Consider the following 19,618-nt stretch of genomic DNA (forward strand, 5'->3'; position numbering starts at 1 on the left):
ACTACTTCTTAAGTTTTAACTAACTAAAAACCTCAAACCGACAGGCTGCAATCCTTTTCCCGATTAAATTTTACTAACTAAAGTCCTTTTTTCAAAACTCGATTTAGGAGCTTCACAAACCGAACATTGGTAAGTAACTGGTAAATTCTCGAAACTTGTATTTGGTGGAATGTCTTGTGTAACATCTCCATAAATTTTGTTATACACCGTTAAACATTCACTACATTGAAATACAGCTTCCTCTAAAGTTTCAGAAATCACAATATCTGCTTCATCATCAACACTTTCATTTCCTAAATTTTCAAAGTATAACTTACTTAATTCCATTAACAATCCTGGGAGTTCAACCATGTCAACATCTTGAACATGCACAATGTACTCTCTTGTATTTGGATCGAAATTTTTAGCATAAAGCAAATTATAGGTGTCACGAATTACAAAATCGCCTACAGATTCTGGTGCTTTATTTTTTTCGATTACTATCGAAGTGAAGTTATATGTTGTACTATCGAAACTTGTAATTCCAAACGTTAAACCATAGGTACTAATATCGTTTTGATCGAAATTTGTAACTAAATATTTTTTAAGATTTAAAGCCTCTTTATCGTTTACTGGTAAATGCCAATTCATTTCTAACATCGAGTGACGAACATTAATTCCAAAACGGCCTAATAACTTTTCCCAGTCTAATTTCGATTCCGATGGAATTCCTTTAACAATAAAGCTTTTCCATGGTGTTATAGATATTTTACCAACTTTATTTTCTGCACATATTTCGCACAGTGCTTTTAAAAATTTTATATCGTAACGGTTATTTCTCCAATATAACCCTAACCAATATTTATCACCAATCCTATTCATGCCTTCGTAATAAGGAAACGGATAAAACGGCACTTCAAGCGGTTTATCTACTGTTCTGTTATTGGTATCGACAGCATCGCTAACCAACTGAAAAATGGTTTCCACATTCTCTGGATCTTCTTGAAGCACATTTTCTATGGCCAATTCAATTTTATCCATATCCCAACTATAAATTAACGCCGGATACATTTGTGTTTTTTTCCAACCAGGTAATCGAATAAACAAATACCAGTAATCTTCATGCTCAGATGCAATAAAATTTACATTTCCGGTAAATAATGGTACCATTCGTTGCTTTGGGTCGGTAACATTTACGCGTAATTTTAGGTTATGCTTAAACTGCTCGATTATGTACAAATAGCGATCGCTTGTTAACCATGAAGTGCTCGGTAAAATATCGGCCGACACATAGGATGATGATAAATTTTCTACACCATCGCGTTTTGGTTTTACAAATTTTATTTTATCGAATTGGCTAAATTTACTTTCATCGATTTCTTCGGGGAAAATAATATCCTGACGAGACCCAAAGGAAATAGCATCTAATCCTAAATATTCTGCAGCTTCGCATATATATTTTAATTCTCCTGGCGATAATACACCGCCGTTTATTCGTAATCTGTATGGCTCAATCATTACGCTAATACTTTAGAGTTATTAAGAATTTCTCGCACTTCGGTTTTACAACTACCACAGCCTAAACCGGCTCCAGTAGAATTACATAATTCGGTAAAATCTACACACCCGCCACGAATCGCTTCTTCAATATTACCAACACCTACTTGACTACACGAACACACTAATTCCCCTTTTACTGGTTCTGTATTTGATGCGCCACGAAGTAAAGTATCTCGCTTTTCGGCCATTTCAATTTTACTTTCAATCATCGATTTAAACTCAGCAAATTCATTTTTATCTCCCATTAAAACCGCTCCAATAAGTAAATCGTCTTTTACTATACATTTTTTGTAGTAGCGTTTCTTTATATCGGTAAAAATAATTTCTTCGTAGCTATTGTCGTTCTCAGGCACTTTAATTTCTCCTATACTACACAAGTTTAAATCGTTGAATTTTAAAATATTCATAAGTACCGAACCGTGATACGACGACCCTAAATCGCCGGCAATATAATTGGCTAAAATATTAGCTTGCTCTTCGGCCGCCGAGGTAATTCCAAATAACTGATTGTTATATTCGGCAATTTCACCAATGGCAAAAATATCTGGATTACAAGATTGTAAATGTTGATTTACCTTAACACCTCTTCCGCATAAAATACCATTTTCTCGAGCTATTTCAACATTTGGTATAGTTCCAATAGCATAAACAATGGCGTTTGCAGTTAAAAACTTACCACTTTTTAGGGTAATATTTAATTCACCTGTATCTTCATCGTCGAAAACCGTGCTTACTTCGTTATCAAAATAAATTTGAATGCCACGTTCTTGCACATCAAGCGATAATAATTTACTCGAAATACTATCTAATTGGCGCTCCATTAATCGTGAAGCACGTTGGATAATAGTAATTTTAGCGTTTTTATGTTTCATGGCAGCAGCCAATTCTAAACCAAGTAAACCACCACCAACAATTACAACATGTTGCTCTTCTGGCGGCAAGCCTGTAGCATCGAGATAAGCTTTAAACTCATCGGCATCTTGTTTGTTACGCATGGTAAAACGCCCTGGCAAATCTATTTGAACATCACGCGGCACAAAGGCACGACTACCTGTGGCCAAAATAAGTTTATCAAAATTATGCTTCTCGTTATTACTATCTATTACGTATTTTTCTTTCTGGTTTATTTCGACTATAAACGTTTCAGGATGCACGTTAATATCGAGTTTAGAAAGTTCTTGCTTCTTAATTTTAAGTAATTGCTCCCAACTTAATTCATCGGTTACATATTCGGGAAGCAGCACACGGTTATAAAATAAATTAGGCTCTTTAGAAAATACGTGAATATCGTCCGCTTCATTTAATTCACGATAATTTTGCACAAACCTAAATGCCGCAGCACCTGCACCTACAATTATAATTTTATCTTTTGGCTTTTTATATTTAGCGACCTTAACGCGGGTATATTTAAAATCGGGTTCTTTACTACTTGGATCTAAAACAGTGTGCGTTAAATTATTAGCTCTATTTAGAGTGTTTTGCAACTGTTTTCCCCAGTGCATTGGTAAAAACACGACACCTTTAGCTATATTTTTGGTAACCTTTGCTCGCACACGAACCTCGCCATTTTCGCTAGTTATTTGTGTAATATCGCCTTCTTTTATATTATTTAAATAGGCATCTACAGGATTAATTTCTAATACAGGCTTAGGATAATGCGTTTTTAATCGAGCTACTTTACCCGTTTTGGTCATGGTATGCCATTGGTCACGCACACGACCTGTAGTTAAAACCAAAGGAAAATCGCCATTAGGTTTTACAGCCGTATTTTCTACGGAAGTGGGCACGTTAAAAATCGCTTTTTTCGATGGGGTATAAAACACTTTATCTTCGAACAAACGCGGTGTTCCTGCATGCCTGTATTCTGGCACTGGCCACTGGAATGTACCTTCGGTTTTTAACCTGTCGTAATTAAGAAAAGACACATCAATATTGGTGCCTTTAGTCATGCTACAATATTCATCGTATATTTCTTCGGCACTGTTATAATTAAATCCACGAAAGCCCATGCGTTGCGCAAAGTCGCAGAAAATTTCAACGTCTGGACGCGCTTCGCCTGGTGCTTGAATTTCTTTAGGCAAGTACGAAATTCTGCGTTCAGAATTCGTCATTGTTCCTTCTTTTTCCAACCATCCGGCCGCAGGAAGCAACAAATCGGCATACTCTGTTGTATCCGATTTATGAGATATATCTTGTACCACAACAAACTTAGCGTTTGCCATAGCTTTTTCTATTTTATGAGAATTTGGTAAACTAACTGCTGGATTTGTGCATGCAATCCAAATGGCTTTTAATTCACCCGACTCTAAAGCATCGAACATTTGGGTAGCTGTTAGTCCTGGTTTAGGTGAAATATCTTCAACACCCCAAAATTGAGCGACTTCGCGACGGTGTTCTGCATTTGCCAAATCTTTATGTACAGCCAACAAATTTGCCATACCGCCAACTTCACGCCCGCCCATGGCATTTGGCTGACCAGTTAATGAAAATGGACCTGCTCCCGGCTTACCAACATTTCCTGTAATTAGCGATAAGTTTAAGAGCGATACATTTTTATCGGTTCCTACAACGCTTTGGTTAAGCCCCATTGCCCACATGCTAATAAAACCTTTTGAAAGCCCTATTACATCGGCAACCTTACGAATGCTTTTTTCGGGAACACCACAAAGTTTAGAAGCTTGTTTAACCGAAGTTTTAAAAATGAGTTCTTTATAAGCTGTAAAACCATCGGTGTAATTATTTATAAAATCTTCATCTATTAAACCGCGTTCGTATATACAACGTGCAATAGCATTGTAAAGAATAATATCGGTTCCTGGAATAAGTTGTAAATGAATATCTGCAAAATTTGCCGAATCGGTTTTTCGCGGATCGACAACAATAATTTTAACGTTCGGGTTTTCTTCTTTATGTTTTTCAATCCTTCTGAATAAAATAGGATGGCACCAAGCTGGATTTGCCCCAGTAATTAAAAAACAGTCTGCAAGCTCAATATCTTCGTACGAAATAGGAACACTATCTTCACCAAAAGTTTTTTTATAACCTACCACGGCAGAACTCATACACAAACGAGAGTTTGTGTCGATATTATTGGTTCCCAAGAAGCCTTTTGTTAATTTATTTGCTATGTAATATTCTTCGGTTAAACTTTGTCCTGAAACGTAAAAAGCAACACTATCTGGACCATATTTTTTAATCATGGTTTTAAAAACACTAGCTGCTCTATCGAGTGCGTCGTCCCAACTTACGCGTTCTCTGGGATGAGAACGAGACCAACGCATTTCTGGATATAAAATTCTATCGGAAGTATCGTTAGCAACATAATGCAAATTCATACCTTTACTACAAAGCATACCTTTATTAACAGGATGATCTTTATCGCCCTCAACAAATACCTTATCGTTATTATCTTTTTTAACTACAATTCCGCAGCCAACACCGCAATAAGAACAGGTTGTTTTAATTTCATTTTTTAACATAACAAAGGCTTTCTTCTAAATTAAGGTAAATTTTGATGTGAATTTATTTTAAAAAATAAAAATATAACTCATATCAAAAATACGTATAAATACTTAATTTTCTAAGTACTTTATACGTATTTTTAAATTAATATGATATTTACAATAAGAAATTTTACTTTTTAAGAATATGACAAAAAGAAAGCGATTTATACTTAAAAAAATACAAATCGCTAAAAATTAAGTTTATACTACCTTAAATAAGTTCGTACTCCTTTGCTTTATTTGTTAATTCCATGAGGTTTTTAACGTTTAATTTCTTCATTAAATTAAAGCGATGTACTTCGGCGGTTCGTTTACTTATCTCTAACTCTTTAGCTATATCTTTATTATTTTTTAACTGCAACACTAGTTCTAAAATTTGTTTTTCGCGTTTAGTTAATTTAAAAGGATCTTCTTTTGCTATTTGCGGTTTTGGTACTATTATTTCTGATTCAGTATTATTTCCACCAACAAAATTATTGAGCAAAATAGCAGATACTTCACCTGTAAAATACTTACCTCCAGAGGCCACTGTATTAAGCGCTTTTAAAAACTCATCTTTACTCGCTCCTTTAAGCATATAACCATCGGCACCAGCCTGAATAGATTTTAGTACATATTCTTCGGAATCGTGCATAGATAACACCAAAGCTTTTACTTTAGGGTGTTTTTGTTTTAACTCCCCAACAACTTCAATCCCGTTTTTATTTGGCATACGTATATCTACAATTAAAACGTGCGGTTGTTCGTTATCAATTATTTCTAAAGCCTCTACACCATCTGATGCTTCATTAACAACATTTATACCGTCTTGATCTTCTAACAAAGCCTTTATACCATCGCGAACTAACACATGATCGTCGGCCAAAACCACATTTATAACATCCATAACTTAGCTTAGTTTATATTGTTGGTAAATTTACTAATTTTTCCTTATTTACTTCTTTGGGCAACGGTATGTTTAACGTTACCCGCGTGCCTTTTCCTTCCTCCGATGATATAAAAAAGCGACCATCAATAAATTTTATACGCTCTCTCATAAAAGTCATTCCCATACCACCATCTCCATTTTTTACTTTTTCTACTTTTTTAGGATTAAACCCCTTACCGTTATCATCTATCACAATACTTAGTATATTCTCACTATGCGCAAGAGACACAATTATATATGAAGATTCTGCATACTTAATAGCGTTATTAACTGCCTCTTGAACAATACGATATATGTTTATTTCGACTAACGAATCTAACCGCTGATTAAAATTACTTTTATTAAAAATTTGAATGTTTTTATTAGTAAGCTTAGAGAGTTCCTGTATTAATTTAGTAATGGCAGGTACAACGCCATGATCGGATAATTCGGGAGGCGTTAAATTAAAAGTTGCCGTGCGAACGCCTTTTATAATATTTAACGCCAGCTCTTTTAAGTATTCTATTTTTTGCGCTGCTTTATCGGTATCGTTTAAATTTATACTTTCTAAATTATATTTTAAACCTGTTAGCATTTGCCCAATCCCATCATGAACATCTTTAGCTATACGGCTTTGTTCTTTTTCTTGATTTTCTATAATTTGACTTGAAATGACTTTTTGATGACTCATTTTTTCGTCGAAACCTTGCTTGGTTAAACGTTCAATTTCAAGTTGCGCTTCTTTTCTATACGTAATATCTGAAGCAATTATAAGTAACTCAGATTTATCTTCGGAAGGATTAAAAGGTATAAAAGCCATTTCTAGCCAAATATCTTTTTCCTCTTTAGTAGTTGCTTTCACTTCGCCTTGCCAGCCAATTTTTTTATATTTCGCTACTATATTTTCAATTACCAATTGCTCATTTTCGTGAATTGAAAGTATTTCGGCAAAAGAATTTGACACACTAAAACGAGAAACTCTAAACAATTTAGAAAACTTTTTACCCATGTGCACCAAAGAACCACTTGGGGTTATTCTTGCAAAAAGCAAAGTTTCGTCCATGGCATAATTTAACGCTCGTAATTCCTTAATTGATTTTTCTTTAGCGATACTTAATTCATCGGCTTCAATTGCCATTTTTTTAGCATTTCGTTCTGCATTAATTAAATCGAATAAAGTGGCTCTAATATTTTTTGCTGTTGGCCAGAAAATAAACAGAAATTCTAATAATAAAACCACCAAGGTAAACACCGTAATTATTGTCTCTAACTGGCGTAACCAATTTACTTTTTTAGTTGCCTCAATATCATATTGATTTACAATGTCGTCCATTAAAACCAAAAATTCACCTTCGGCATTGGTAACAGTTTCAATTTCAAACTTGTATTGACTTAAGGGCAGAGGAGGTGTTTTTTCAATTTTAGCAATAATTCCTCTAGAAGCATTACTAATACTTAAAAAAACAGGTTTTAATTTTTGAAATTTTAATTGAATAGCCTTACTGTTGTCTCCCGGCAAGCCCATACTATCGCTACCATTTTGCAAAGCATAATGCGATGTTTCCCAAAGACTTAAGGTTTGCTTTATTTGGTTTTTTAATTGAAGCTGAACATCTAAATTTTTAGCTGAGTTAAGTTTTAAAATATCTTTTGTAAGCTTTTGGCTAAGCATACGTTGCCGTCCTGCAACGTTAATAATTGTTGAATCGCTTTCTTGAGTATTAAGATGCCGCCTAACTAAATACTGACTTACTATAATAGATATCGCAATTACTGTTAACGCAATAATGTACAACCGGCTTAGTTTACCAAAGGTACGTTGGTCCAATGTGTTGCCGTTGTTACTCATATTTATAATTTAAATTTATGCTAAAGCCTGTTTTATAAGCGCCAAACTTTTTTCTGAATACTTAATTTTTAAGGCTTCTTCATGGCCTTCATCAGACATTTTAACCCATGTTTTTTGAAGAATATCAATTATTTTTTCATCGGAATGTTTTTCGGCAAACTCTTCGAAATAATAATCTAAAAACACCAAACAAATAACATCTTCTAGTATTTGCGTTTCTTCGTTTTTCTTTATTAGTTTCTTTTTTATTAAGTCGGTTACTCGTTTAATAAACTCATCGTTGTAACCTACTTCTTTTAAAATCTCTTCAGTTAAATCGGCATGCATTTTTTTTAAAGCCTCCCGCCATTTTAAATACCCAACACGATCCATTGGATATTCTTTCCTATCTATTTTCCAACGACAAATGTGTTGTGCTCGCGCTGCTAATTGCAATGCTCTTGAAGCATTAGGTTTAAATTGCAATAATTTTTGCGACATGCGTTGCGAATACAATAATTCCTTTGGAAAATTTAATCCATTGGTTGTATATACATTTGTGTCTTCTGCGTTTTTTTTATCTATTAATGCTATTGCGGTTTCAAATCTAGTAGGCTTCATATGTGTTTTTAAATATTAGTCTGCAAAGCCAATATACACATTTTCTTCTTCAATTTTTATAGGATATGTTGCAATAGGATCTAAATCGCCATTTAAATTAGTGCCATCTACTAAAGAAAATAATTTTTTATGTAAAGGACAAGCTACCATAGGCGTTCCTTTATGATCGCCAATCATGCCACGACTTAACACCATTTCTTCTTTTTCTGGCGATAAGTTTTGCGTAGCAAACCAAGTATTTAATCTAGCAAAGTTAAAAACGGCTATTTGTAAATCTTTATACTTTACGCAAGCACCACCATCTTTTGGAAAATCGTTAACCGACGCCGCTTTAAACCAAACTTTTACCTCGTCTGGTTTTACGCTTTTATATTTTTTAGCAACTGTAATCATGTTTATGTTTTGTGTTTTTAGCTGTAATTATTATTTCCAAGGTTCTGGCATTTTTTGATCTCTCATTGGCACGAAAACAATGTTATCGTCTTCTTCTTTGCTATTTACAAAATGATTAAAACGTTTCATCATTTCTGGATCGTTAACAGCTTGTGTCCATTCGCATTCAAACTTATTCACTAAGGTTTGCATTTCTTCTTCTAAATCTTTTGCAATACCTAATTTATCTTCTATAATAACTTCTTTTAAATATTCTATACCGCCTTCTAGTCGTTCTTGCCATGCAGCAGTACGTTGTAACGGTTTTGCTGTACGCATGTACAACATTAAGTAACGATCTAAGTATTTAATTACGGTTTCGTTATCAATTTGCTCTGCAAATAACTCGGCATGTCTAGGTGTTGCACCACCGTTACCACCAACATAAAGATTCCAACCGCCCTCAACAGCAATTAAACCAAAATCTTTTCCGCGAGCTTCGGCACATTCACGAATACAACCAGAAACACCACCTTTAATTTTATGCGGTGCACGAATACCACGATAGCGGTTTTCTAGCTCTATACCAAAACTCACACTTTCGTCCATACCGTAACGACACCAAGTAGAACCTACACAGGTTTTTACAGTACGTAGTGATTTACCATAAGCATGACCACTCTCGAAACCATGCGCTATTAAATCTTTCCAAATTAATGGTAATTGATTTAAGGTTGCACCAAATAAATCGATACGAACACCACCCGTTACTTTTGTGTATAAATCGTATTTTTTAGCTATTTCGCCAAGTGCAATTAACTTATCCGGTGTAATTTCTCCACCAGGAACTCTAGGCACTACAGAATACGTTCCGTTTCGCTGAATATTGGCTAAAAATCTGTCGTTTGAATCTTGAATAGCATATTCCTTATTCGCGGTATCGGCATGAATACTTGCCATTAACGATGCTACTACAGGCTTACACAGCTCGCAACCATGACCACCATTTCCGTGATTATCTAAAACCTCGTTAAACGTTTGGTAACCTTTAACCTGGATAATTTTATATAAATCTTGACGGTTATAATCGAAATGCTCACAAATAGAATCTTTAACCTCAATACCTAAAGATTTTAAAGTTGCTTCGGTAATATCTTTAACCATTGGTTTACAACCACCACAACCAGTTCCTGCTTTTGTGCACGACACAACATCGGCTAAATCTTTAGCTTCACCACTTTCAATAGCGCCGCAAATTTGCCCTTTAGTTACACTTTCGCAGGAACAAACTTGTGCATCGTCTGGTAAATCCATAACATCGCCAAAGGCTGCAGCCCCATCGCTAGTTGGTAAAATTAATTGTGCTGGCTCTTCTGGAATAGCCATACTATTCATATACATTTGGTGTAACATATTATAATCGGCAGCATCGCCAACTAAAATTCCACCAAGAAGTGTTTTTCTATCTAAACTTACATTAATACGTTTATATAAAAACTTCGTTTTATCTTCATATATTATTGAATGTCCTTTTGATGCTGGCATAAAAGGCTCTCCAAAACTCGCTACATCTACACCAATTAATTTCAGTTTTGTAGACATATCAATTTCTTCTGGCATTTCAGCACTTACATCTCCTAAAATTTGTTTAACCGCAATATCTGCCATATCGTAACCAGGAGCTACCAAACCATAAATCATTTGGTTTAACAAGGCTACCTCACCAATGGCATAAATATTCTCGTCGGTGGTTTGCATTTTGTTATTAACCACAATACCGCCACGAACACCAACTTCTAAATCGCATGTTTTAGCGAGTTCATCACGCGGGCGAATACCTGCCGAAACAATTAGCATATCAACATTTAAAACATCGTCTTCACCAAACTCCATTCCAACAATGGCATCGTCTCCTAAAATTTGATTTGTTGCTTTACTTAAATGAATATTTAAACCAATAGATTCTAATTTTAACTGAAGCACTTTACTACTTCTAGAATCTAATTGTCTTGGCATTAGTTTAGGTGCAAACTCTACAATATGTGGTTCTAAGCCCATATCTAAAACAGCTTTACCAGCCTCTAAACCAAGTAAACCACCACCTAAAACAGCCGCTTTAGCATCTGGATTAGTCTTTTTTAAATCTGCAGCATAAGCTAGCATGCCTTCCAAATCTTCAATAGTTCTGTAAACAAAAACCCCTTTTTTCTCAACACCTTTAATTGGCGGCACAAAAGGTGAAGATCCTGTAGCAAGAATTAAATAATCGTAAGTAAAGGTTCTATCTTTTGATGTGGTAATTGTTTTAGAATCACGATGTATATCTACCACACGCTCGTTTGTAACCAAATCGATTCCATTTTCTACATACCATTCAGCAGGAGCCATTTCTAATGCTTTGGCGTCTTGATTTTCAAAATATTCACTTAAATGAACACGATCGTAAGCCGGACGAGGCTCTTCGCCAAAAACAGTTAATTTAAAAGCACTATCGGTTGATTGCTGTACAAATTTTTCACAAAATTTATAACCTACCATTCCATTACCTACTACTATGATTTTTTTCATAACTACGTATTTTACAAAACAAATATAAGTAAAAACTACGTAATTATACTTAATTTTAGATTTAAAAATGAAGATAACTCATATTATTATGAAATTACTAAATTGAAATATTAAAAATTAAACATTAAACAAAATACCAATATCAATATTTACGAATAATAAAATTTCTTTAAACTGAATAAAAATCTCTGTTTTCTAAAGTTATACTTTTAATTACCTTTGTAATCTTTAACACATAGCTTTATGATTTATTCAATGACAGGTTACGGAAAATCTGTTTTACAATTACCAACAAAAAAAATCACTATAGAACTTAAGTCTTTAAACAGTAAAAACTTAGACTTAAATGCAAGAATGCCGTCGATTTACAGAGAAAAGGAACTAAGTATTCGAAAACTATTGGCCGATAAATTAGTTCGTGGTAAAGTAGATTTTTCAATATACGTTGAAGCCACCGCCGATGATTCTTCTACACAAATAAACACTCCTGTTGTTAAACAATACATGGAACAACTAAAACAAGTTGTTGATGCCAACGAGGTAGAACTTCTTAAAATGGCAGTGCGCTTCCCAGACGCTTTAAATACCGTTAGAGAGGAAATTAATGAAGATGAATGGTTAGCAATACAAACCGAAATTAATAATGCCGTTTCCGATTTAGTTAAATACCGCCTTAATGAAGGCCAAGTGTTAGAGCAAGATTTTAACCAACGCATAAAAACCCTAGAGAACCTATTAGAACAAGTAGCAGCAATGGATCCAGAGCGTGTTGAGGGCGTTAGAGAACGCTTATTAAAAGGCGTTGAGGAATTAAGAGAAAAATACGACGAAAACAGATTCGAGCAAGAACTGGTTTATTATATCGAAAAGTTTGATATTACCGAAGAAAAAGTGCGCTTAAAAAATCATCTTAACTATTTTATAGAATCTATAAACTCCAAAGATTCTAACGGAAAAAAACTTGGATTTATTAGCCAAGAAATGGGCAGAGAAATTAACACCATTGGCTCTAAAAGTAATTATGCACCAATGCAACAGCTTGTGGTACAAATGAAAGACGAACTAGAAAAAATTAAGGAACAATTATTGAATGTGCTTTAAAAAACTATTTACGTGACACAACAAACAAAAACACAAGGCAAACTTATTGTATTTTCTGCACCATCTGGCTCGGGTAAAACAACCATTGTAAGACATCTGCTTAAACAAGATACTTTAAATTTAGAGTTTTCAATTTCTGCAACCTCGAGAGAAAAACGTGGCACCGAAATAGATGGTAAAGACTACTACTTTTTATCGGCTAAAGATTTTAAAAGCAAAATTAAAGATGAAGCTTTTTTAGAATGGGAAGAAGTATATCGCGACAACTTTTATGGCACTTTAAAAACTGAAGTAGAACGTATTTGGGCACAAGGTAAAAACGTTATTTTTGATATTGATGTTTCTGGTGGCCTGCGAATAAAACGAAAATTTCCAGAAGCGACTTTGGCTATTTTTGTAAAACCACCAAGTATTGACGAATTAAAAATTAGACTAAAAAAACGAAAAACCGAAAGCGAAGACAAAATTAACATGCGTGTGGCAAAAGCTTCGGCAGAATTAGCAACCGCACCTTTATTCGACACCATAATTGTTAACGATAATTTAGAGAAAGCCCTAAACGAAGCCGAAACCTTAGTAAGCAACTTTATAAACTCGTAATTAATGAAAATTGGTTTATACTTTGGCTCATTTAACCCCATACATATTGGACACTTAATAATTGCCAACCATTTAGCAGAAAACAGCGACTTAGATAAAATTTGGTTTGTAGTTACACCCCACAACCCTTTTAAAAAGAAAAGTAGTTTACTAGATAATTACCAACGACTAGAAATGGTGCACCTAGCCACAGAAGAGTACGATAAACTAGAGCCCAGCGACATAGAGTTTAACTTACCTCAGCCAAATTACACCGTAAATACACTTGCCTACCTACAAGAAAAGCATCCTAAACATGAATTTGCATTAATAATGGGCGAAGACAACCTAAAGAGTTTTCATAAATGGAAAAACTATAATGTTATTTTAGAAAATCATCACATATACGTATATCCAAGAATTTCAGATAACATCACCCCTAAGCATTTGCTTAATCACGAAAAAATTCACTCGGTTAAAGCTCCAATTATGCAAATCTCCTCTACCGACATTCGAAATGCCATAAAAAACAGCAAAAACATTAAACCATTATTACCAACAAATGTTTGGAAGTATTTAGACGACATGAATTTTTATCGATAAATCTACTAGTAAACTTTAAAAAAGTGTTAATCTTTTAAAACCTCCGAGTCTTTCTAAAAAAAAAGAAGAATTAATTGGTTATAATATGTTAATTTAGTTTGCTAGTTCTCCCTAATTATGACCAAAAAAAATTCTAGTTTACAAGTTGTTGGCATTGGTGCTTCTGCCGGAGGCTTAGATGCTTTACAAAGCTTGTTTAAAAACATACCAAACAACACTGGTAAGGCATTTATAATTATCCAACATCTTTCGCCAGACTTTAAAAGCTTAATGCCCGAATTGCTTGCAAAGTATACTAAAATGCCCATTTTTACTGCAGAAGATAAGCAAACAATAAAACCAAATTGCATCTATTTAAATCAGCGTAATAAAAACTTACATATAAAAGGGTCCGAACTCTATTTGCTTAATAAAGGCCCTAAAAACAACTTAAATTTACCAATAGATATTTTTTTCCATACGTTGGGAGAAGAATTTAAAGAACACTCCACTGGTGTTATTTTATCTGGAACAGGTTCAGATGGTTCACGAGGTATTCGAACTATTAAAGAAAACAACGGCACCATAATCGCTCAAGACCCTATTACGGCACAATTTAATGGCATGCCTAATTCTGCCATTGCAACTAATTTGATCGATTACATTTTAAATCCTAAAGAAATAGCTGAGTTATTTACTAAAACCCCAATTGCCGCCCCATTGCTTAAAGAACGCTTTAACCCCAAATCTACCACCGAAACCTTAATTGACAATATTCTTGAAACCATTTATGAATTTTCCGGTGTAAATTTCAAAGAATATAAAAAAAACACACTTTTAAGACGCTTAGAAAAGCGTATGAATATTAACAATTTAAATGAAATCTACGATTACCTTGTTTTTTTAAACAACAACGAAACCGAAAAACAAATACTAAAAGAAGAATTTTTAATTGGCGTAACTCGTTTTTTTAGAGACCCTGTTGCTTTTACCACTCTAAAAGAAAAAGTAATCCCCAAAATTTGTAACGCAAAAAATAACTCAGAGGTTGTTAGAATCTGGATTGCTGGTTGCTCAACTGGTGAAGAAGTTTATTCTATAGCTATTTTAATTGACGACTACATACGCCAAACCAAACTAAGCATAGATTATAAAATTTTCGCGACAGATATAGACCCTAAAGCCTTAGCTATTGCAAGTGCGGGAACCTATAATGTTAATATTGTAAATGAAATAGATAACGTTTATTTAGATCGATATTTTTTAAAAACAGGAAACAAAGTACAAATTATTAAACGTATTCGTGAAAAAATTGTATTCTCTAATCACAATCTTATTAAGGATCCTCCATTTATAAGAATGGATTTAATTTCTTGCAGAAACCTACTTATTTATTTAGATAATAAAGTACAAAACAAAGTAATGAACCACTTTCACTTTGCTTTAAATAAATTAGGGTATTTATTTTTAGGCAGTAGTGAGTCGTTGGGCGAAGTATCAAAGCATTTTGAAGCTATTGACGTAAAGTGGAAAATTTTTCAAAATATATCAAATACAAGACACATATCAACCCAAAACAATCCAGTTGAAAGATTCCCTTCCTTAGCCCATAATTCAACACTCTTAAAACCTTCTAATAGAAGTTATAATTATGAAAAAGACAACCCTGAGTATATTTTTCATAAATATTTAGGAACTAAAAATAGCCCAGCATCCATATTTATTGATGCCGATTATAATATTTTATTTATTAAAGGCGATGCCGGTAAAAGACTATCCCATACCGAGGGTGTTTTTCAAAATAACTTATTAAACGTTGTTAACCCAGAAATTGCATCTATTATTAGAAACGGTATTAGACGACTAAATAAGGATAAAAAAGATATTTTAATTAAAGATATTGTAAATAAAAAAGGAAACAGTTTTATAACATTCGATTTAACGTTTCATAAACCCACTAACGAACTTCATAATTGTTATTTAATTGAATTTAGTAACGACCGCGCTATTGATAAGCCACTAACATTAAAAAATATTGATTTAAATGAGGCATCAACACAACGTTTAGAAGATTTAGAAAACGAACTGAAATTTGTAAAAACAGAGCTTCAAAATGCTATTGAAGAACTTGAAACTAGCAATGAAGAACTACAGTCTTCAAACGAAGAACTGATGGCCTCCAACGAAGAACTTCAAAGTACTAATGAAGAATTACAATCTGTAAACGAAGAATTATACACCGTAAACTCTGAACTTCAAGAAAAAAACTCAGAATTAACCAATTTAAGCAACGACGTTACCAATCTTTTAGATAATACCGATATAGCCACGTTGTTTTTAGATACCGATTTACGAATACGAAAATTTACACCAGCAATAAAACAAGTATTTAACCTAAGAGAAACCGATTACGGTCGACCTTTATCGAGCTTCACATCAAACTTTAGTGAAGAAACACGTGAAAATATACTTGTTGATGCCAAACTTGTTCTTAAAAAATTAGTTACTGTAGAAAAGCAAGTTGTAGATAAGTTTGATAATTACTACTTACAACGTATTAGTCCATTTATCACCGCCTCAAAAAAAATTAATGGTGTTGTAATTACTCTAGATAATATAAACAATTTAAAAGAAGCAGAAAAAGAACTTGCTAGTACCGAACAAAGATATCATAGACTGTTCGAAAATTTAAACGAAGGCTTTTTACACGGCAAATTAACTAAAGATAATCCTAACGAACTTGAAATAATCGATATAAACCCTGCTTTTGAAACCATTTTAGGATTAAAAGCAAAAGACGTAATAGGTTTAAATTTTACCGATTTAGAACCATATACCAAACCCGTCACCTCCTTATGGACAGATAGTTTTAAGGAAGCTGCACTATCAGCTAAAGAACAATTTATAAAAAACTTCACCGCAAACAATCAACATTATTATGTGCATATTTTTTCACCCGGAAAAAACGAATTTGCAGCAACATTTACAGACATTACCGAACTTAATAACCAAAAAGAAGCTCTTAAAAAAAGTAAATCTGAACTAACTCGAGTACAAGAGTTAGCTGAAATTGGTAGTTGGTATTTAAACCTAGAAACGGGAGATGTACAATGGACCATAGAATTATTTAAAATATTCGATTGGAATCCTAAATTACCACCTCCAACCTTTGAAGAAACGGAAGCTATTTTAACTCCAGAAAGCTGGGAACAACTTAACACTGCCGTTGATAATACAGTTAAAACTGGTAATCCTTACGAGATTGAATTAAATTTAAAAACCGAAACTGGTAAAAACAGATGGATTTGGTCTCGAGGGGAAACCGACCAAGACGAAAAAGGAAATATTATTGGCTTACGCGGGGTAGCACAGAATATTACAGAATCAAAAATAGTTCAACAGGAACTAATAAAAGCAAAAAAAGAAGCAGAACTTGCCAATTCGCATAAAAACTATTTCTTGGCTAATATGAGCCACGAAATACGAACTCCTATGAACGGTGTTTTAGGGTTTTCTGAGCTTTTAAAGAACGACCAATTAACTACAGAAGACCGGCTTAAATATCTTAAAATAATCGATGGAAATTCAAAACAACTTTTAAACTTAATTGATGATATTATTGATATTGCAAAAATAGAATCCGACGATTTAAAAATTCTATTTAAGCCTGTTCACCTTCCAAACCTTATTAATAACTTAGAAATTACTTACAATCAATTAAAAGTTAGTCGATATAAAAAAGCAAATATTAACCTAAAAGTACACGTTCCAGAAGAATACAAAGATTTGGTGGTAATAACAGATCCGCAACGATTACAACAAATCATATCAAACTTATTAAACAACGCTTTAAAATTTTCAAACGATGGAGAAATTTTATTCGGCTTTAATATTGTAGAGAACAACATTAAATTCTTTGTGCAAGACCAAGGAATTGGTATTGAACAAAGCAAACAAAACGAAATTTTTGAGCGATTCAAACAAGTAAACTACGATCAAAACACCAATTATGGTGGTACAGGACTAGGACTAGCTATTTGTAAAGGTTTAGTGCTGCTATTAAATGGCGAAATTTCCTTAAAATCTGAATACAACGTTGGCACCTTATTCGAATTTACAATTCCTTTAACTCGCGGTACTTTAAAAACCAATAAAAAGAAAATTTCTAGTTTTTATGATACCGATTTTTTAAAAGGAAAAACTATTTTAATCGCAGAAGACGATTCACTAATACAACTACTTTTTAAAATTACACTTAAAAACACAGGCGCGAATTTACTATTCGCAAAAAATGGAAAAATTGCAATCGATATTTATAAAACAACACCTAAAATTGATGTTTTATTATTTGATATTAGAATGCCAGAAATGAATGGTTTTGACGCCTTGGATAAAATTTTAGCAATAAATCCAGATGCTAAAATTGTAATGCAAACCGCTTACGCAATGCCAGAAGAAAAAGAAAAATGCTTCCAAAAAGGCTGTGTTGGTTATTTAACTAAACCTGTTTCAAAAGAAGATTTATTCGAAGAATTAAACAAATGGATTCAGTAAAATATTTCACATACCGTTATTAAAAATTCAGAAATACGTATAGCTATTAAGTAATTTTATCATATCTCTTTAAAAGAAAAAATAAGTATTTAAACGAATACTCGTTGTATTTTAAAGAATGATTAGTAGTTTTTATCGAAAAATGTTATTTAATACAATTTAGAATTAACAAATATTTATAACTTTACATCGCTATTAATTAATCCCCTCAAACTCATGAAAAATAAAAAATTACCTAACAGTATCGCAACCTTAAGTGTTATTTTTGCACTTAGTTTAACAACCAATGTTTTTGCCGGCAGTTCCGGTAATTGGATGGATAAATGGTACCAATACCAATCTCAAAATAATAGTGGGCATACCTCTGTACCAATTGATGGTGGTATGGGAATATTAGTATTAGGAGCTGCTGCTTTTGGCGCGTACAAATTAAGAGGCGAAAAAAATGCTAAACATTAAAGACTCACTAAAAAGCATACCCAAACCTGTAAGGCTTTTCTTAGGAAAAGCCTTATTGTTTTTTGTAGTTTGGAAACTCCTTTACGGTTTCTATTTTTCTCATACTAAAACCTTAGACTATCCGCTAACAAAACATGTTGGCGAAGCCTCAACGTATTTATTAAACAACTTTAGTCCTATGAGCGGCTTTACCGTAGAGCGTAATGTAGGGACGTTTTATATTGGAGACGAATTGGTAGAAGGGGGTATCTCTTCTCAAATTTTTCATAATGGATATTTGGTATTGCATATTGCCGATAATTGTAATGGTCTAGAACTAATGATATTATTTATTGGTTTTATAATATGCATGCCTTCAAGTTTAAAGAGAAAACTTTTATACATTGTTCTAGGAATACTAATTATTGACTTTGTTAATATACTACGATGTATGGGCTTAATTTATCTTCGAGAATATTATCATGCGTATTTTGATTTCGCCCACCACTACTTATTCAAAGCCGTTGTTTATACTTGTACATTTTTAATTTGGATGTACTTTTCTAGAAAAATTAGTTTTAAAAATGAAAATTTACAAATCGGATAAAGTTCGTTTTATTGCTGGTTTAATACTTATTGTTATCGTCTATTCATGGAACGGTTTGTTCTTTATAACTGAGAATCAAGAATGGATGAAACTACCAAAATTAACCTTCCATTTAATACGCTTCGGAATTACTATAGTTGTATACTTTATAGGCACATATCATTTAGGAAAGATTAAAGAATCTTGGATGAGCACTATTTGGCATTTAGTGCACGTTTCTGGCTTAATTATTATTACAAGTTTAGGATTAATAGACTGGTTTATAATTGAAATACCTCGCGCCTTAAAAAGCTTTGCTCATAATGTGCAAGAAATTTTAATTTCTCCGGTTTTATACGTTGCTATGGGCTTATTAAACCGAAGTTTAAATAAAGAAAATAAGGTCTAAATCACCAATCTTTTTATCGGATTAATAACAT

At 33.3% G+C, this 19,618-nt stretch carries 14 protein-coding genes; 7 read left to right on the forward strand and 7 right to left on the reverse strand.

Features of this window, described 5'->3' with window-relative positions:
* Positions 1 to 63: 63 nt before the first annotated feature.
* The 7 genes from LG651_RS02455 to nirB all read right to left on the reverse strand — a co-directional run bounded on the left by LG651_RS02455 (position 64) and on the right by nirB (position 11,338).
* On the reverse strand, positions 64 to 1,497 hold the full coding sequence (locus tag LG651_RS02455) for a rubredoxin domain-containing protein (RefSeq protein WP_226694569.1): 1,434 nt from the start codon (positions 1,495 to 1,497) through the stop codon (positions 64 to 66).
* Positions 1,497 to 5,018: a nitrate reductase gene (locus LG651_RS02460; RefSeq protein WP_226694570.1), complete on the reverse strand. Its 3,522-nt coding sequence runs from the start codon at positions 5,016 to 5,018 to the stop codon at positions 1,497 to 1,499. Before LG651_RS02460 ends, LG651_RS02455 begins: the two co-directional genes overlap by 1 nt.
* A 235-nt stretch (positions 5,019 to 5,253) precedes the next feature.
* Positions 5,254 to 5,928, reverse strand: coding sequence for a response regulator transcription factor (locus LG651_RS02465; RefSeq protein WP_226694571.1), 675 nt, complete (start codon positions 5,926 to 5,928; stop codon positions 5,254 to 5,256).
* Between the two features lie 13 nt (positions 5,929 to 5,941).
* Positions 5,942 to 7,798 (reverse strand): sensor histidine kinase, encoded by a 1,857-nt coding sequence (locus LG651_RS02470; RefSeq protein ID WP_226694572.1) that lies wholly within the window; start codon positions 7,796 to 7,798, stop codon positions 5,942 to 5,944.
* Positions 7,799 to 7,813: 15 nt separating this feature from the next.
* Positions 7,814 to 8,398 carry a DUF4202 domain-containing protein gene (locus LG651_RS02475; protein WP_226694573.1) on the reverse strand — a complete coding sequence of 195 codons (585 nt, stop codon included), beginning with the start codon at positions 8,396 to 8,398 and terminating at the stop codon, positions 7,814 to 7,816.
* A 15-nt stretch (positions 8,399 to 8,413) separates the two neighbouring features.
* A complete protein-coding gene (gene nirD / locus LG651_RS02480; protein WP_226694574.1) occupies positions 8,414 to 8,791 on the reverse strand; it encodes a nitrite reductase small subunit NirD in 378 nt (125 codons plus the stop codon).
* A gap of 30 nt (positions 8,792 to 8,821) precedes the next feature.
* Complete coding sequence (gene nirB / locus LG651_RS02485; protein WP_226694575.1) at positions 8,822 to 11,338, reverse strand: nitrite reductase large subunit NirB; 2,517 nt, start codon at positions 11,336 to 11,338, stop codon at positions 8,822 to 8,824.
* 243 nt (positions 11,339 to 11,581) lie between these two features.
* On the opposite strand from nirB, the gene LG651_RS02490 reads away from it, so the two are divergent.
* From LG651_RS02490 to LG651_RS02520, 7 genes are all read left to right on the forward strand, one after another.
* Complete coding sequence (locus LG651_RS02490) at positions 11,582 to 12,439, forward strand: YicC/YloC family endoribonuclease (RefSeq protein ID WP_226694576.1); 858 nt, start codon at positions 11,582 to 11,584, stop codon at positions 12,437 to 12,439.
* Positions 12,440 to 12,451: 12 nt separating this feature from the next.
* A complete protein-coding gene (gene gmk / locus LG651_RS02495; RefSeq protein WP_226694577.1) occupies positions 12,452 to 13,039 on the forward strand; it encodes a guanylate kinase in 588 nt (195 codons plus the stop codon).
* Positions 13,040 to 13,042: 3 nt separating this feature from the next.
* Positions 13,043 to 13,621 (forward strand): nicotinate (nicotinamide) nucleotide adenylyltransferase, encoded by a 579-nt coding sequence (gene nadD / locus LG651_RS02500; RefSeq protein WP_226694578.1) that lies wholly within the window; start codon positions 13,043 to 13,045, stop codon positions 13,619 to 13,621.
* Positions 13,622 to 13,738: 117 nt separating this feature from the next.
* Positions 13,739 to 18,154: a CheR family methyltransferase gene (locus tag LG651_RS02505; protein ID WP_226694579.1), complete on the forward strand. Its 4,416-nt coding sequence runs from the start codon at positions 13,739 to 13,741 to the stop codon at positions 18,152 to 18,154.
* A gap of 216 nt (positions 18,155 to 18,370) precedes the next feature.
* Positions 18,371 to 18,613 carry a PID-CTERM protein-sorting domain-containing protein gene (locus tag LG651_RS02510; RefSeq protein ID WP_226694580.1) on the forward strand — a complete coding sequence of 81 codons (243 nt, stop codon included), beginning with the start codon at positions 18,371 to 18,373 and terminating at the stop codon, positions 18,611 to 18,613.
* The gene (locus LG651_RS02515) at positions 18,600 to 19,199 is read left to right on the forward strand and encodes an archaeosortase/exosortase family protein (protein ID WP_226694581.1); all 600 of its coding nucleotides are present in this window, start codon (positions 18,600 to 18,602) and stop codon (positions 19,197 to 19,199) included. Before LG651_RS02510 ends, LG651_RS02515 begins: the two co-directional genes overlap by 14 nt.
* Entirely contained in the window at positions 19,177 to 19,587 is a 411-nt protein-coding gene (locus LG651_RS02520; RefSeq protein ID WP_226694582.1) for a hypothetical protein, read from the forward strand. The genes LG651_RS02515 and LG651_RS02520 overlap by 23 nt, the downstream gene beginning before the upstream one ends.
* The last annotated feature ends 31 nt before the right edge of the window (positions 19,588 to 19,618 follow it).

It is taken from the genome of Neotamlana sargassicola (genome assembly GCF_020523965.1).
In the GTDB taxonomy this organism is placed as follows: domain Bacteria; phylum Bacteroidota; class Bacteroidia; order Flavobacteriales; family Flavobacteriaceae; genus Neotamlana; species Neotamlana sargassicola.

Excerpts from the sequence above, each read along its gene's own strand:
- LG651_RS02520 (WP_226694582.1), top strand. The coding sequence starts at position 19,177 with ATGAAAATTTACAAATCGGATAAAGTTCGTTTTATTGCTGGTTTAATA.
- LG651_RS02455 (WP_226694569.1), bottom strand. The coding sequence starts at position 1,497 with ATGATTGAGCCATACAGATTACGAATAAACGGCGGTGTATTATCGCCA.
- nadD (WP_226694578.1), top strand. The coding sequence starts at position 13,043 with ATGAAAATTGGTTTATACTTTGGCTCATTTAACCCCATACATATTGGA.
- LG651_RS02460 (WP_226694570.1), bottom strand. The coding sequence starts at position 5,018 with ATGTTAAAAAATGAAATTAAAACAACCTGTTCTTATTGCGGTGTTGGC.
- LG651_RS02465 (WP_226694571.1), bottom strand. The coding sequence starts at position 5,928 with ATGGATGTTATAAATGTGGTTTTGGCCGACGATCATGTGTTAGTTCGC.
- LG651_RS02470 (WP_226694572.1), bottom strand. The coding sequence starts at position 7,798 with ATGAGTAACAACGGCAACACATTGGACCAACGTACCTTTGGTAAACTA.
- LG651_RS02510 (WP_226694580.1), top strand. The coding sequence starts at position 18,371 with ATGAAAAATAAAAAATTACCTAACAGTATCGCAACCTTAAGTGTTATT.
- LG651_RS02490 (WP_226694576.1), top strand. The coding sequence starts at position 11,582 with ATGATTTATTCAATGACAGGTTACGGAAAATCTGTTTTACAATTACCA.
- LG651_RS02515 (WP_226694581.1), top strand. The coding sequence starts at position 18,600 with ATGCTAAACATTAAAGACTCACTAAAAAGCATACCCAAACCTGTAAGG.
- nirD (WP_226694574.1), bottom strand. The coding sequence starts at position 8,791 with ATGATTACAGTTGCTAAAAAATATAAAAGCGTAAAACCAGACGAGGTA.
- LG651_RS02475 (WP_226694573.1), bottom strand. The coding sequence starts at position 8,398 with ATGAAGCCTACTAGATTTGAAACCGCAATAGCATTAATAGATAAAAAA.
- LG651_RS02505 (WP_226694579.1), top strand. The coding sequence starts at position 13,739 with ATGACCAAAAAAAATTCTAGTTTACAAGTTGTTGGCATTGGTGCTTCT.
- nirB (WP_226694575.1), bottom strand. The coding sequence starts at position 11,338 with ATGAAAAAAATCATAGTAGTAGGTAATGGAATGGTAGGTTATAAATTT.